The following is a 14,377-nucleotide window of genomic DNA, read 5'->3' as shown; positions in this document are numbered from 1 at the left end:
ATGCTGAGCCGCACCGCCGAGAACATCTTCTGGATGGCCCGCTACATCGAGCGGGCGGAAAGCACGGCGCGGCTGATCCAGATGGGGCAGCGCATGGCGATCCTGCCCGGACCGATCCACCGCGAGGAATGGCGATCGGTGCTGCGCGTGACCGGATGCGACGGCCTGATCGAGGGCGACCGCCCAGTAGCGGAGGCCGACATCGTCCATCTGCTGCTGCTCGATGAAGGCAACCCGTCATCGATCCGCGCCTGCCTGCAGCGCGCCCGCAACAACGGCCGCGCCGTGCGCACCGCGCTCACGCAGGATATGTGGGAGGCACTCAACGAGGACTGGCGGCGGCTGGAGCACTACGATCTCGCGCGGGCCCGTCGCGATCTCGCCGAGCTGATCGATTGGGTGAAGACCCGGGCGTCCACGTTCCGCGGCGCGGTCGAGACGGGGCAGCTGCGCAACGAAGGCCATGATTTCCTGCGCATCGGCGGCGCGCTCGAGCGCGCGGAGATGACGCTCCGGCTGCTCGACGTGAAATATTATGTGCTGCTGCCCGAGACCGCAGTCGTCGGCGGCGTGCGCGATCATTATCAGTGGACGTCGGTCCTGCACGCCTTGTCGGCGGCGCGCGCCTATCATCACGTCTATGGCGGCGGCGACTATACCCCCTGGCGGATCGCGGACCTGTTGTTCCTCAATCCGCAATTCCCGCGGTCGGTGTCGTTCTGCTTCGGCCAGATCGGATGGCATCTCGAACGGCTCGCGCGCGCACATGGCCGGCGCAGCGCCGCGCATGACACCGCGGCGACCATGCTGTCCGAACTGCACGGCCGCGAGAGCGGTGAGATTTTCGAGGGCGGCCTGCACGAATTCGTCCAGACCGCCCTCGCCGTCACCAACCGGCTGTCGCGCGAGATCGCGCAGGCCTATCACTTCGCCTGACATGCTGCTCGTCGTCCGCCACCTGACCCATATGCGCTATCTCGAAGGCGCGGCCGGCCTGGCGCTGCGGCTCAGACTATTTCCGCAGAGCTTCGAGGGCCAGCGGGTTACGGACTGGCATGTCGAGGTCGACGGCGAGGAGATCGCGCCCTCGATCGTCGGCGGCTATGGCGAGCGTTTCGCGCAGTGGCTGAGCCCGGGACACCGCGACCAGCTGGAGATCGTCGCCCATGGCTGCATCGAGACCGAGGACAAGGCCGGCATCGTCCAGGGGCTGCGCCATGCGTGCCCGCCGGCGATCTTCCTCCGCGACACGCCGTTGACGGCGGCGGATGGGGCGATCACCGCGCTCGGCGACGGCTTGAGCCAAGGGGCGGACGTGCTCGCCGGCCTCCACGCGCTGAGCGCCCGCGTAAGGGACGCACTGCCCTATCGCGGCGGCATCACCGACAGCGGGACATCGGCCGCCGCCGCGCTCGCCGGTGGCGGCGGCGTGTGCCAGGATCACGCGCATATCTTCATCGCCGCGGCGCGGGCCCGGGGAGTGCCGGCACGATATGTCGCGGGCTATCTGCTGGCCGGCGACGAAACGGACCAGCAGTTCGAGACGCACGCCTGGACCGAAGCGTTCGTCGAGAATCTCGGCTGGATCGGCTTCGACGTGACGAACGGTATCTGCCCGACCGAGCGGTACGTCCGGCTGTGCACGGGGCTTGACGCCCGCGATGCCGCGCCCGTACGCGGGATCGTGACCGGCGGCGGGCCGGGCACCGTCTCCGCCGATGTCCGCATCGCTCGCGGCGAGGGCGACATCGCAGCGATCCAGCAGCAACAGCAGCAATGAGCCGGGGGCCCCACATCACATGACCTATTGCGTCGCGGTGCGGGTCGCCGAGGGGCTCGTGCTGCTGTCGGACACGCGGACCAATGCCGGCGTCGACAACATCTCGCGATTCTCCAAGATGTTCATCTGGGAGGCCGCGGACGAGCGCGCGATCGGCATGATGACCTCCGGCAATCTGTCGATCACCCAGGGCGTCATCAACCGGATCAACACGGCGATCGAGAAATCGGGCGAGGACGCCTCGGTCGAGACGATCCTCAATGCCGACAGCATGTACCGCGTCGCGGAACTGGTCGGCGAGGCGATGCAGGGACTGCAGGACCGCTATCGCAGCTCGATCCAGGCGGAGGGCTCGGGCGCCGACGCGACGATCCTCGTCGCCGGCCAGTGCAAGGGCGGGCAGCACCGCCTGTTCATGGTCTATTCGGCGGGCAATTTCGTCGAGGCGACCGAGGATACCCCCTATTTCCAGATCGGCGAGCACAAGTACGGCAAGCCGATCCTCGATCGCGTTCTCTCGATCGAGATGCCGCTCGACGAGGTGGTGAAGGCGGCCTGCGTATCGATGGATTCGACATTGCGCTCGAACCTGTCGGTCGGGATGCCGCTCGACCTGGCCGTGATGCGCCGGGACAGCCTGGCGTTCGACACGCGGGAGCGGATCGAGGCCGACGATCCGCGCTTCCTGGCCATCTCACAGCATTGGGGCGAGGCACTCCGCAAGGCGTTCAAGGGCCTGCCGGAGATCGGTTCGAGCGCTTAGACGTTGACCCACAAACGGTACTCGGTCCGAACGGCAATATAACGGCGCAAATCAGCTCTCCCGCTCGAGAGTAAATGCCATCAGCGGTTATCTGCTATGCCCTCGACCGCCTAGGATAACCTCGCTCAGTATCCGGATGCTGTGATCGATGCCGCTCTCCGATATTCGACCATAGCCGAGAAACAGTCTGCGTGGACCGGCTGCGGTGTCGCTGTAGCGTCGGAGTCCTTCGGCCGCGAGGCCTCGGCGCAGCAATGCCGCGAGGATCGCCGTCTCTCCGTTCGCATCGATCTTCTCCGGCAGCCGCACCGTGACGTGCAGACCGGCGGCCGCGCCTTCCACTTCGAGCCCGGGCAAGGCATCCTCGAGCCGCGACAGCAGGTGATTGCGGCGATCGCGGTATAGACGCCGCATCCTGCGCAAATGGCGGTCATAGCCGCCCGAAACGATCAGATCCGCAAGCGCATCCTGGTCGATACGCGGAGGGCCTTCGCTCCAGCGGCGCAGCTCCGTATTCATCAGGCCGACGAAGCCGGGCGGGACGACGAGCCATCCGAGACGCAAGGCCGGCGCCAGGGTCTTGCTGGCGGTGCCGGCATAGACGATCCGATCCGGTGCCAGTCCCTGAAGTGCGCCGACCGGCGCCTGATCGTATCGGAACTCGGCGTCGTAATCATCCTCGAGTGCCAGCGCATCCCGATCGCGCAGCCATCGAACGAGATACTGGCGTCGGCCGGCGCTGAGAACGCCGCCGATCGGAAACTGATGCGCCGGCGTGACGAAAGCCGCCTCGGCGTCCGAGCTCGCCAGCGCCTCGACCTGCATCCCCTGCGGGTCGACCGGCACCGGGATGCGGGAGAGGCCGGCCTTGTCCACGGCGATCCAGTCGCTGTAGCTCGGATCCTCGACCGCGAGACGGCGAATGCCGCGCGCGTGGAACGCCGCACAAACCAGCGCGCGCGCCTCGGCAAATCCGCTGGTGATGAAGATACGCGACGGATCGGCGATCACACCACGCACCCGTCCGAGATAGTCCGCCAGCGCGCGGCGTAGGAGCGGGCTGCCGCGCAGGTCGCCATAACCAAGGTCGTTTGCCGAAAGGTCGCGGAGCACCGTCCGGATCGCGCTAACCCATGCCTTGCGCGGGAACAGAGTGACATCGGGCATTGCAGGCCGGTGATCGAAACGGATGGGATCACCCGTCGATGGCGGCGGAGGCTCTGTTATGGGCGCACCGCTGCCGTCGGCAATCACCACCGGCCGGGCCCCCTGCCGAAGAGCAAGATAGCCCTCAGCGGCGAGCTGGGCATAGGCGTCGACGACGAGCGGGCGAGAAATACCCAGCTGTGCGGCGAGCGCGCGCGTCGAGGGAAGGCGAACGCCGCTGCGGAGCGCACCCGAGCGGATTGCCTCGAGCAGGCGCCGCCGGAGCTGCGATCCGAGGCTCTCGGCTGCACCGCGGTCGAGCACCAGTGGTAGGTCAGGCGTTAAACTGGTCAATGATTTTCAATCTACACTGGTCATGTTTGCAGATCCAGTAGCACGATAAACACGACCTCCACAGTCACGCTGGAGAGGAAAATGGCGACGATCCCCCTGGAGGCACCGGTTCCAGCCGGCCGTGCAGAACCCCTTCTCACACGATCCATGCTTGCATTGTCCGGTCTGATGCTGGCGGCGATGAGCGGCTTCTATCTGCTGCTTTCGGCCGTTCCCGCACATAGTGCCACCCTCGACGGCGACTTCGCAGCAGGGCTGGCGACGAGCGTGCTCATGGCGACGACGATCGCGGGAGAGCTCTACGCCCCCCGCATCATTTCCCGGCTCGACCGCAAGACTGCGATGATGGTGGCATTGCTAGTACTGGCGGTTCCCGCCCCGGCAAGCTTCTCGGAGAGCCTGGTGCTGGTACTGCTGAGCTGCGCGGCACGGGGGCTCGGGCTTGGCGTCCTGCTAGTGGCGGCATGCGGTCTCGCTGCGGCGCTCGCGCCGCCGACCCGGCGCGCAGAAGCCATGGGCGTCTACGGGCTGGCCTCGGCAATCCCCGCGATCCTGTGCGTACCGCTCGGCCCCTGGGTGCTGGCGCAACTCGGACCCGGCGCGATCGGCGTGGTCGCGGCCGCAGTGACCCTGCCTGGTCTTGCCTGCCTCGTCGCGCTGCCCCGCCATGGCAATCAGCCCGAACAAGCGCCTCACTCACACCGCCTGCCGCAGTTGCGCGGCGCGGCCTGGCCAGCGGTCGCGATCGCGCTGAGCGCGATCGTCATCGGTGCCACCATCACTTTCCTGCCGCTGGCGCACAAGGAGATAGGCACCGGCACAATCGTGCTTGCCCTGCTGCTGCAGGGGCTGGGCTCGGCGGTCGCCCGCTGGGCGTCGGGACGGCCGGTCGATCGCCACGGCCCACAAGGGGCGATGACGATCGGCCTCGCCCTTGCGGTAGGCGCGATTGTGGTGCTCGCCTTCGAAGGCAGCACCGCAGTGCTCGCCGGCGTGACGCTCAGCGGTGTCGCATTCGGTATCGTACAGACGGCGAGCCTCGCACAACTGCTTGATCGTACCCCTGCGGGCCAGGCCGATGGCGCGAGCGCTCTGTGGAATGCCGCCTATGACGCCGGACTCGGGATGGGCGGCTTCGTCCTCGGAGCTCTCGCCACCACCTCGGGCTATGCCGCCGCCTTCGCGATCACCGGCGGTGGAATCGCGGTGGTCGCCTTGCTCGTCCTCCAGCTTTTCGAAGCGCCGAGAGCGGCCTGCTGAGGCGCCCCTTTCTGTACGGAGGCGCCGGCGCACTGCTCAACCCTGCATCGCACCTTTCGGAACCAGCATTGGTGTTTCCTTGGGGGATAAACGTGCCTACCGTCGCCGGGTTCAGAAACCAGCAAGGGGTGAGCTGCCGGATGAGCGCGGGCACGCTGTCGAACACCGGGAAAGCGAGGCTTGGGGTGTGTGGCGCACGCGTGCCGCAGCCGGCATGATCCCGCTGGCACTGCTTGCCGCGCTGATGCTCCCGCTCCCGGCCGCGGCGCAGCAGCCTCCCCCGACGGCCGAGGCGGAGGTCGTGATTACGATCCGGCCCGCGGTCGAACGGCCCGGAACCGAGTTCGAGGGCTGGGGTACCGCGCTTGCCTGGTTCGCCCATGTGACCGGCGGCTGGCCGGAGGCCGACCGCGCCCGGCTCGCCGACCTCTTCTATGGCCCGGACGGGCTCGGCTGGACGATCGCGCGCTACAATATCGGCGGCGGCAATGCGGCGGCGACGCCGCCCTATCTGCGCGTCGGCGCCGCGGTGCCCGGCTTCTGGCGTCAGTCGGCGAGCGGGAGCGGCAAGGATTGGTGGCGGCCCGACCATCCGGCGATGTGGGACTGGTCGCAGGACGCCAACCAGCGCTGGTGGCTCGACGCGGTCCGCGAACGGGTGAAGGCGCCAATCTTCGAGGCCTTCTCCAACTCGCCGCCATGGTTTATGACGGTGAGCGGCCGCGTCTCGGGCGCGGAGAAGGCGACCGACGACAATCTGCGCCCCGGTCAGGAGAGGGCGTTCGCCGCCTATCTGGCGCGCGTCGTCGACGAATTGCAGCGCCGGCACGGCATCGCCTTCCGTACGCTCTCGCCGTTCAACGAGCCCAACACCGACTATTGGTACGCCGCTAACACGCAGGAGGGCACCCACTGGAGCCCGGAGCGCCAGGCTAAGATGATCGATGCTGCGGACGCGGCGCTGAAGGCGCGCCGCCTCGCCACGCGCATCGCCGCCCCGGACGAGACCAATTCACATCTGTTCGTCGAGGATTGGGCGGCCTATCCGCCGGCGACACGCGCGCGGATCGGGCAGCTCAACGTCCACAGCTACGGCTCCGTCCACCAGACCGCTGTGCGCGATATCGCCCGCACCTCCGGCATCCGGCTGTGGATGAGCGAGAACGACACGCCGCTGCCCAAGGACCCGGAGGACTTCGACGGGATCGCCTCGGCGCTCGCCCTCGCCGAGCACATCGTCGAGGATCTAAAGCGGCTGGAGCCCGGGGCCTGGGTGTTCTGGCAGGCGGTCGAGACCTTGAGCGCACGCGACGGCAAGCCGGGAAGCAATTGGGGCCTCGTCAAGGCGGACCTCGGCGCGCCCGCCACGGGGTCGCATATGCTCTACGTCACGCGGAAATATTGGGCGATGGCGCAGTTCAGCCGCTATATCCGGCCGGGATACCGGCTGGTCGCGATCGACGATCCCGACACCGCCGGCGCGCTCTCACCCGACGGGCGGACGCTGGTGCTGATCCACGTCAACGGCGGACTTTCACCGCGCCGGCTCGATGCGGCCCTGTCGGGCAACTGGAGCGCCGAGACGATCGTCACCGATGCCAGCCGCCGCGCGGAGCGGATCGCCGCCGGTGAAGCATTGCGCGCGCCGCCGCGCTCGATCGCGACCTTCCTCCTCCGCCGCCGCTGATGCATCGTTCGCGTTCGGCCGTTCCTGCCGCGCGATCAGGCGACTATCCGAACCTGATTTGAAATCTTTTGTCGGACAATAATTCCTGCGATAAAGTCGGACAAATAAGACATATGTGTCCACGGCTGACGCGTACCAAGGAGGAGGCTGCCCGATGAAAGTGGTTTGCGTTCGTTATCTGCTCGGTGCGTCCGTTGCCGCGTTGGGGATCGCCGTCGCGCAGCCGGTGCTCGCGCAGGACCAGAGCGGTGCGCCCGGCGCCGCGGAACCGACCGGCGATATCGTCGTCACCGGCGTCCGGGCGAGCCTCAGCTCGGCGCAGGCGATCAAGCGCAACGCCGACCAGATCGTCGATTCGGTCCAGGCACAGGACATCGGCAAGCTTCCCGACGCCAACACCACCGAGGCGCTGCAGCGCATCACCGGCGTGCAGATCCAGCGCCGCTACGGCGAAGGCGCCACCGACTTCGACCACCGCACTCAGCCTGCGATCACGGTTCGCGGCCTGACCCAGGTGCAGAATTTCCTTGACGGGCGGGCGGTCTATTCAGCTTCGGGCGGCCGCGCCTTCGACCTCGAGGGCGTCCCGCCGGAACTGCTGGCCGGCATCGACGTCTACAAGAATGCCCCCGCCAACATCATCGAGGGCGGCGTCGGCGGCGCGGTGAACCTGCGCACGCGCAAACCGTTCGATTCGCCCGGCCAGGTCATGAGCGTCACCGTGCGGGGCAACTATTACGACCGCGTCGACAAGTTCGGCGGCAGCATCTCGGGCCTCTACAGCAACCGCTTCGAGACCGGGATCGGCGAGATCGGCATCCTGGTGAACGCAGTCTACAGCAAGAGCCAGTATCGCCAGGACGGCCTGCTCGCCGGTCCGTTCGCGGAGATCGAGCCCGGATCGATCGCGGGGGCGCCGGCCAACGCGCAGGTCCCCTATGGCTTCGAGATCTACGACGACAAGGGCGACCGCAAGCGCTTCGGCATGGCGGCCGCACTGCAATGGCAGGCAAGCGACAACCTGCTCGTGACCGCGCAGTACCAGGGCAACAAATACTGGTTCAACCGCACCGGCGCCTATTATTACGACTACAACAACCGCACGAACGTCAAGGACGCGCAGGGCAACATCACCAGCTACGGAACCGCCCCTCTCCCGGGCGCGGCCTTCGAGTTCAATGACGAGGGCTATGCGACCAAGGGCTCGCTGCAGCACCAGACGTTCGAGACCGGCCGCTACGACCAGCAGCTGTGGAGCGCGAGCCAGAATTACACGCTGAACCTGGCGTGGCAGGCGACCGACCGGATCAAGATCAACGTCGATGCCCAGTATCTGAAGTCATATTACAACGCCGACCGCAACGGGCACGTGCTGTCGCTCTACAGCGAGTCCGGGCAGACCGGCCTTACCGCACCGCATCCGAGCATCGTCGATTTCGACCTGACAGGAAAATATCCGCGGTGGAACGTGCGCGACCCCGCGGTGCTCACCAATCCGGCCAACTACACCACGCCCTATATCGCCGACGCGCTCCAGCGGAACGACGCCGACACGCTCGCGTTCGCCTATGACGTGGAATATGACGTCGGCGGCGGTTTCCTGTCCAAGCTGCGCGGCGGCCTGCGTTATGCCGACAGCAGCGTCGACCTGCGCGGGACGTGGCACGGCGTCTGCGTGACGTCGCTCGGCGCCGATCCGAGCTGCTCGGCGCCGGCCGGAACCCCGCTCGTGCCGCTGACGCAGAATCCGGAGCTGTCGATGCCGGGACCGTCGAAGAACTGGTTCGACGGCAAGACCGTTCCGGGCGGCCTGCTCTATCCGGCGTTCCCCAAAGGCGACGGCGTGTGGGAGCAGACCAAGGCGCTCTATGCGCTGCTCGGCGCGCAGACCCAGGACTATTTCCGGCCCAATGATCTCAACAGCCAGACCGAGAAGACGTATACCGCCTGGGGCGTCGCCGATTATGCCTTCGAGCTCGGCGGCATCCGCTTCGACGGCGGCGCCGGCGTGCGCCTGGTGAAGACCAAGGCGACGTCGATCGGCACCCAGTTCAACACGGACGGCACGCTTGCGCCGATTGCCGTGGACAACAGCTATACGCGGGCTCTGCCGAGCTTCAATCTGCGCGCGAAGCTCACCGACAGCTTCCAGATGCGCTTTGCCTATTCGAAAGGACTGGCGCGGCCCAATTTCGACCAGCTTTCGACCAACGTCACGCTCAATCCGCCCAACGGCACCAATCCGCGGCCGACCGCGAATTCGGGCAATCCTTATCTGAAGCCGATTGAATCGGATAATTTCGACGTGACGGCGGAATGGTATTTCTCATCCAGCGGATCGCTCACCGCCGGCCTGTTCTACAAGAAGGTCAAGGGCTTCCTTGCCGGAGGTATCGTTCCCAGAACCTTCAATGGGATCACCTACGACGTGAGCACGACTGTCAACTCGGGCGACGGCGAGGTGAAGGGCGCCGAGATCGGCTATCAGCAGTTCTTCGACTTCCTGCCCGGCGTGCTGAGCGGCCTCGGTCTCCAGGCCAACTACACCTATGTCGACAGCAGCGTCACCAATCCGTTCGCGACGCCGGGATCGAACATCCCCGAGCAGGTGCCGCTCGAGAAGCTGTCGAAGCACAGCTACAACGTCATCGGCCTGTACGAGAAGGGCCCGGTCACCGCGCGCGTCGCCTGGAGCTGGCGCTCGAGCTACCTCGACCAGACGACCGGCAGCGGCGCCAACGGCATTCCGCAATATGCCAGGCCCTATGCTTCGCTGGATGCGTCGCTGAGCTTCGACATCACCAAGCATGTCGCGGTGTCGGTCGACGCGGTGAACCTCAACAACCGGATGAACGTGCTCTACATCGGCACGCCGGCCGCACCGCTGCAGTATCAGCTCAACGACCGCCGCTTCGGCATCTCGCTGCGGGCGACCTATTGATCGTCGAGAGCGGCTGCTCGCGCGGTGGATGCGGATGTTCACCTCCCCAACCGGTCGAGTGTCGCAAAGGCGTTCCAGGAGTTCGACGAGAACGGCCGCATGAAGCCGTCGAGCTATTATGATCGCATCGTCGACGTGATAGAGGAGCTGGTGCGTTCACCGTGCTGCTCAGCCCGCACGCCGACCAGCTCGTCGATCGCTATTCCGAGCGCAAATTGGCGAAGACCGTCGTCGATCCGACCAAGGACCTGTCGAGCATCGCAATGTGCCGAAGCTGAGGCGGCGCGATCTCAGCCCGATAGTCGATCGCGCCGAACAAGTCGGTCGGGCGTTAGGTGTGGCGAAACTCGACTAACATCGTCGACCCTATCTCTGACTCTCCCCCGGTGACGATGGCGCAGCAGTCCACTTTGACGAAACGCCGGCGCTGCTCGATTGATTGCGGCCGAGTTCGGCCCGGCTTGAGCGATCCGGCTCCCGCTCGGCGCTATGATGGTGCAGCCTTTGGTAGTCACCCAGGGAGGAAACCCTCCTTGCATCGGCGCGGGCAGTCCGAATGTCTCTTCCGCGGCGGAGGCGGCATGGAGGAAAACTTGTTCCCGCGCAGAACTTACTCTGGCCTCCTTGATCACTGCCAAAAGCAGGAACGGCGTCCCCAGCCGCGCATCGCGTTGAGCCGACGGAGATCTTCAGCAGTTCGAGGCCCGCCATTGTAGGAGATCAGGACCCTCCTCCTGCTAAGGAAACTCTCCGAAAAGACGATCGCCTCTGCTTCAGGGTTGGCGGCGCAATCCGGGCTCTGACTCGAAATGGGCTGGTCGGCCATGCGGTCGAACCAGGCGAAGAAATCGCTGTCGACACCCGCGTTCCGCAGCATCGCATTCTGACGGGCGACGTCCCTCTCGAGCTTCTTTCGCCACTCCCGCGCCAATCGATCGAAATCCGCCCCGGGGTTGGCAGCGAGGAATTTCTCCCTGTCGTTCTCGAACTTCTCGGCAAGGGTAAGGGATGCGCCGCCGTGAAAGGCAACAACTGCGTCATCGAGGATGATCCGTCTTCGCGCGGGCAGGAAGATGCTGTTCGCGCAGCCCGAGCCACAGAGGGTGTGGACCACGACTGTCACATCCCGGCCCGCGAGCGCGTCGGAGACGTCCAGACTCTCCGAGATTCCTCCGCCCTGCGACCTGACAACGATCAATACCGGCCTGTTCGCCGGGACAGGTTTAAGGGCGGCAGTCAGCGCAGCCGATCCAGTCGAATCGATGAGACCGTCGAAGCAGAAGGATCCCCTGGACGTTTTCAGCACCGCGGGATCGGAGCCGGACGTTCGGCTGGCAAACCACGCCGAGCAGGCTCGAACGACGGTCGATATCTCGTTCGGTAATCCGGTCGAGCCTTGCTCATGGATGGGGCGTTCAGCGGCTATGAAATTGGCGATCAAGACGAGGATGATTGCATAGAACATAGCGGCTCCCCGATTGACCAGCCGGCGGCATCATTCTTGAAATCCTCTCCTGGCGCCAGCCAGCAATTCTGGGTGAGCGCCGTGCCCGCAATCCTTCTCTCCCGGCGCGGCGGCGGGCTACCGCTCCGATTACGACCTCCTGATCATCGTCAATCACCAGCGCATCGTTGATGGCGATTTCTGGTGGAAAACCGACAGATATTTCGTCGATCTCCTTATTCGCAACGTCGTGAAACTGCCTGTCAAAATCATCGTTCATTCGCGGCAGCACTTCAACAGCTCGCTCGCCGATGGTCGCTACTTCTTCGTCGATGTCGCACGTGATGGCATCGCTTTTGTCTCAGGATGACGGCAAGCCGTTCCCCAAGCCGCGACCGAAGACTTCGGAACGTGAGCTCGTGCTCGCACGGGAGTATTTCGAGAAATGGCATCCCGACGCCGGGGAGCTTTACGATGATTAGGTAGCGAACTTGCGGAAGACAGGATTCAAGAAGGCAGCATTCGAGTCACATCAATGCGTCGAACAACTGTACCATACCACACTTTTGGTGACGACGCTTTATACTCCTCATGTCCATAACGTAGGATATCTGCGGGACCAAGCGGCCAAGATCGACCGCCGATTCCTATGTCTGGCCCGAGGATACGCATTGGCAACGCCGCGTTCAATTTGCTGAAGGAGGCATATGTGAAGGCGCGCTACTCAAAGCATTACAGCATCACGGGCGAGCAATTGCATTGGCTCGGCGATCTGGCGCAGGAACTCGCGCGCTTGGTGGAGACTGTATGCAAGGAGCGGATCGGCGAACTCGAACAAATTGCGAGCGGCGGTATGCAGGAGGATCGAGGCGATGAAGGAGGTGGCCTCGTCGCCCGAGGCTGATAGGTTGGATCGATGAAATCAGGGCTCGACCATCTTCCGGAGCAGAAGCGGCAGGAGATCGATCGCATCCTGCAGATCATCTTCGAGGAGTTCGAGGATGCCCTGAGCCTTGCCAGCCAGGAATGGAAAACCGGCGGACGCATCCTCAAGATCATCCTCTAGGGTCCTCATACAGCTTGCACCGGTCCGCAGACAGGATGGGGTGACGCCAGCATCCGCCTGCGGAACGCTTCGTCGCGAATGATTCCATAATTCTCGACGCGACCGATTACCACGAGATCCGCATAACTCACGTCCTCGACCTTAGGAGGGACGAACATCCTGCATTCGCCTACGCCGATGACATTCCGGCGTTGTATCGCACATGTGCGAAGGCGAAATCAGACTTCCAAGATACTGAGTCGGAGACAGTTTCGTGGACGATCATCAACCAGACGGCGAGGATAAACGACGGGCGCCGCGGGCGGCATTGTTTCTCGCTGCCTCGATTGAGGGAGGAGGAACGAGAAGCACCGTCCGCATCCGAAACTTGTCGGAGACGGGCGCTCTCCTGGAAGGTCCTGCGTTCCCCCCGGTTGGGACCATCATAACCCTCACGCGGCAAGAGCTGCAGGTTGAGGCCAAAGTGGTATGGATTGCAGCCCCGCGCTGCGGCGTGGAGTTCCGTGGGCGGATATTTGTTCTGGATTGGATCGCCGGCAAGCGAGGGGCGACGCCCGCCGGGCAAGCCAGAGTCGACGCGATCCAGACCGCGGCGCGCATCGGCACGCCTCTGGCTGAACTCGCCGAGACGAGCAGGAACAGCGAGTATGTCCAGGAAGGCCTCGACGAGCGACTGGCGCGGGAAGTCTCCTACGTTCGGCGCCTTCTTGAAGACGTAAGCTCTCAACTGATCCGAGATCCGGCAATCCTCAACCGGCACGCTCCTATGCTACAAAACTTTGACATTGCCGATCAGATGCTCGGCCATCTGGCGAGAGTCCTGATCGCGCCCGACCGGGAGGCGGCTATCCGAGCGATCGGAATCGCGGAGATGCAATCCAGGCTGCTCGGCAAATCGATGTGAATCGCCGCGGCCGCTCCACATCGATCTTTGGAGGGTGGCGGGCAGGCGATCAAACCACTGAGCGCCCGTCGCTCTCATGTCTAAAGCTCAGCTCGCTTGATGATGCCTTTCCAGCGCTCGCTGGTAACCCGTCTTCGTCGTCTCCTGCATGACGCGCGAAAGGAGATCCCGCCCTCGCTTTTCGACCTCCTCAAGATCGGCGACGGTGAACGACTTCATCTCGTTCTTGAACCAGGCCACCGTTTCATCGGCGTTGATGTCGGTCTCGCTGGGCCGCTTCGGGAAAGAGCGGCATACGCTCGGCCGGAAAATGAAGTACGCCCGTTTTCGCGGCGCTTTATCCGCCCCGAGCGGTGCCATGTAGCTGTACGACGACATTTTTTGCGCGCCGATCGCGGCCTCTCGGCGGACGATCGTAAACGCCAATGATTATCGCTCGACGGGTCACTCGGGTAATCACTCGGCGCGGCGGCGGCGCCGAGAAGAGCCGGGTTGCGACGCGAAACAATCAGCTGAAGCTTGTCCTCACCGCAATAACGTAGCGCCCCGGAGCCGCCCCGGCAGAACTTGCCTTGAACGAAAGGGATGGAAACCTTGTTGCGGCAACCGAGCGACACGAACGTAGTTGGGAAGGCGCTTGCGGTGTGGCCCTCGCCCAGATCGGCGATCGAGATTGTCGGGCGCTTCTGCGAGCTCCAATTCGACGGCTCCGTCGCGAAGACTGAGATGTTGCGCGCGACCTCGCGCCGAAACGATTGCGGCCAGTCCTCGACACGGCCAGCTGTTGTCTTGAGCGTTGTGTTCGCGGTTGCTTCGAAGCGCGCGACAGCCTAGCGGATCGTCTCCGGCGCTCCCGGCCCGATCGGGTCGATACCTCGTTCGATCGCCAGCACCGCTAAGTCATTGATTTTATTGGTGACCCCTACGGGAATCGAACCCGTGTTTCAGCCGTGAAAGGGCCGCGTCCTAGACCGCTAGACGAAGGGGCCACGTTGCCGTGGTGGCGGGGCACTAGGCAAAGCGCTCCTCCGG

13 protein-coding genes, 1 tRNA gene and 1 pseudogene are annotated in these 14,377 nt (G+C 64.6%); 10 read left to right on the top strand and 5 right to left on the bottom strand.

The window, feature by feature from the left end; all coding sequences use genetic code 11:
* From LZK98_RS09280 to LZK98_RS09270, 3 genes are read left to right on the top strand one after another with little or no spacing between them, the layout of a single operon-like run.
* Complete coding sequence (locus LZK98_RS09280) at positions 1 to 936, top strand: alpha-E domain-containing protein (RefSeq protein ID WP_233786259.1); 936 nt, start codon at positions 1 to 3, stop codon at positions 934 to 936.
* Position 937: 1 nt separating this feature from the next.
* On the top strand, positions 938 to 1,780 hold the full coding sequence (locus LZK98_RS09275) for a transglutaminase family protein (protein ID WP_233786258.1): 843 nt from the start codon (positions 938 to 940) through the stop codon (positions 1,778 to 1,780).
* Between the two features lie 19 nt (positions 1,781 to 1,799).
* The gene (locus LZK98_RS09270) at positions 1,800 to 2,543 is read left to right on the top strand and encodes a peptidase (protein ID WP_233786256.1); all 744 of its coding nucleotides are present in this window, start codon (positions 1,800 to 1,802) and stop codon (positions 2,541 to 2,543) included.
* Positions 2,544 to 2,630: 87 nt separating this feature from the next.
* Here LZK98_RS09270 and pdxR read toward each other — a convergent pair whose 3' ends face one another.
* Positions 2,631 to 4,013: a MocR-like pyridoxine biosynthesis transcription factor PdxR gene (pdxR, locus tag LZK98_RS09265; protein ID WP_233786254.1), complete on the bottom strand. Its 1,383-nt coding sequence runs from the start codon at positions 4,011 to 4,013 to the stop codon at positions 2,631 to 2,633.
* A gap of 111 nt (positions 4,014 to 4,124) precedes the next feature.
* On the opposite strand from pdxR, the gene LZK98_RS09260 reads away from it, so the two are divergent.
* From LZK98_RS09260 to LZK98_RS09245, 4 genes and pseudogenes are all read left to right on the top strand, one after another.
* Positions 4,125 to 5,303 (top strand): MFS transporter, encoded by a 1,179-nt coding sequence (locus LZK98_RS09260; protein ID WP_233786252.1) that lies wholly within the window; start codon positions 4,125 to 4,127, stop codon positions 5,301 to 5,303.
* 187 nt (positions 5,304 to 5,490) lie between these two features.
* A complete protein-coding gene (locus LZK98_RS09255; RefSeq protein WP_233786250.1) occupies positions 5,491 to 6,990 on the top strand; it encodes a glycoside hydrolase family 30 protein in 1,500 nt (499 codons plus the stop codon).
* Positions 6,991 to 7,144: 154 nt separating this feature from the next.
* Complete coding sequence (locus LZK98_RS09250) at positions 7,145 to 9,931, top strand: TonB-dependent receptor (protein WP_233786248.1); 2,787 nt, start codon at positions 7,145 to 7,147, stop codon at positions 9,929 to 9,931.
* A gap of 10 nt (positions 9,932 to 9,941) precedes the next feature.
* Positions 9,942 to 10,209, top strand: a pseudogene (locus LZK98_RS09245) (arsenical resistance protein ArsH); the annotation flags it as partial.
* A 350-nt stretch (positions 10,210 to 10,559) separates the two neighbouring features.
* On the opposite strand, the gene LZK98_RS09240 reads toward LZK98_RS09245, so the two are convergent.
* Both LZK98_RS09240 and LZK98_RS09235 read right to left on the bottom strand, forming a co-directional pair.
* Entirely contained in the window at positions 10,560 to 11,396 is an 837-nt protein-coding gene (locus tag LZK98_RS09240) for a hypothetical protein (RefSeq protein WP_233786246.1), read from the bottom strand.
* The gene (locus LZK98_RS09235) at positions 11,347 to 11,655 is read right to left on the bottom strand and encodes a hypothetical protein (protein ID WP_233786244.1); all 309 of its coding nucleotides are present in this window, start codon (positions 11,653 to 11,655) and stop codon (positions 11,347 to 11,349) included. Before LZK98_RS09235 ends, LZK98_RS09240 begins: the two co-directional genes overlap by 50 nt.
* 429 nt (positions 11,656 to 12,084) lie before the next feature.
* On the opposite strand from LZK98_RS09235, the gene LZK98_RS09230 reads away from it, so the two are divergent.
* From LZK98_RS09230 to LZK98_RS09220, 3 genes are all read left to right on the top strand, one after another.
* Positions 12,085 to 12,279: a hypothetical protein gene (locus LZK98_RS09230; RefSeq protein WP_233786242.1), complete on the top strand. Its 195-nt coding sequence runs from the start codon at positions 12,085 to 12,087 to the stop codon at positions 12,277 to 12,279.
* A 12-nt stretch (positions 12,280 to 12,291) separates the two neighbouring features.
* Positions 12,292 to 12,441 (top strand): hypothetical protein, encoded by a 150-nt coding sequence (locus tag LZK98_RS09225; RefSeq protein ID WP_233786240.1) that lies wholly within the window; start codon positions 12,292 to 12,294, stop codon positions 12,439 to 12,441.
* Between the two features lie 253 nt (positions 12,442 to 12,694).
* Entirely contained in the window at positions 12,695 to 13,345 is a 651-nt protein-coding gene (locus LZK98_RS09220) for a PilZ domain-containing protein (protein WP_233786238.1), read from the top strand.
* Between the two features lie 87 nt (positions 13,346 to 13,432).
* Here the strand turns inward: LZK98_RS09220 and LZK98_RS09215 are convergent, their stop codons facing one another.
* Entirely contained in the window at positions 13,433 to 13,771 is a 339-nt protein-coding gene (locus LZK98_RS09215; protein WP_233786236.1) for a hypothetical protein, read from the bottom strand.
* Positions 13,772 to 14,258: 487 nt separating this feature from the next.
* Positions 14,259 to 14,334, bottom strand: a tRNA-Glu gene (locus LZK98_RS09210).
* Positions 14,335 to 14,377 lie beyond the last annotated feature (43 nt).

Source organism: Sphingomonas cannabina (genome assembly GCF_021391395.1).
In the GTDB taxonomy this organism is placed as follows: domain Bacteria; phylum Pseudomonadota; class Alphaproteobacteria; order Sphingomonadales; family Sphingomonadaceae; genus Sphingomonas; species Sphingomonas cannabina.
This window is presented reverse-complemented; position numbering and strand designations above follow the sequence as displayed.

Excerpts from the sequence above, each read along its gene's own strand:
- LZK98_RS09280 (WP_233786259.1), top strand. The coding sequence starts at position 1 with ATGCTGAGCCGCACCGCCGAGAACATCTTCTGGATGGCCCGCTACATC.
- LZK98_RS09275 (WP_233786258.1), top strand. The coding sequence starts at position 938 with ATGCTGCTCGTCGTCCGCCACCTGACCCATATGCGCTATCTCGAAGGC.
- LZK98_RS09270 (WP_233786256.1), top strand. The coding sequence starts at position 1,800 with ATGACCTATTGCGTCGCGGTGCGGGTCGCCGAGGGGCTCGTGCTGCTG.
- LZK98_RS09260 (WP_233786252.1), top strand. The coding sequence starts at position 4,125 with ATGGCGACGATCCCCCTGGAGGCACCGGTTCCAGCCGGCCGTGCAGAA.
- LZK98_RS09250 (WP_233786248.1), top strand. The coding sequence starts at position 7,145 with ATGAAAGTGGTTTGCGTTCGTTATCTGCTCGGTGCGTCCGTTGCCGCG.
- LZK98_RS09240 (WP_233786246.1), bottom strand. The coding sequence starts at position 11,396 with ATGTTCTATGCAATCATCCTCGTCTTGATCGCCAATTTCATAGCCGCT.
- LZK98_RS09235 (WP_233786244.1), bottom strand. The coding sequence starts at position 11,655 with ATGAACGATGATTTTGACAGGCAGTTTCACGACGTTGCGAATAAGGAG.
- LZK98_RS09225 (WP_233786240.1), top strand. The coding sequence starts at position 12,292 with ATGAAATCAGGGCTCGACCATCTTCCGGAGCAGAAGCGGCAGGAGATC.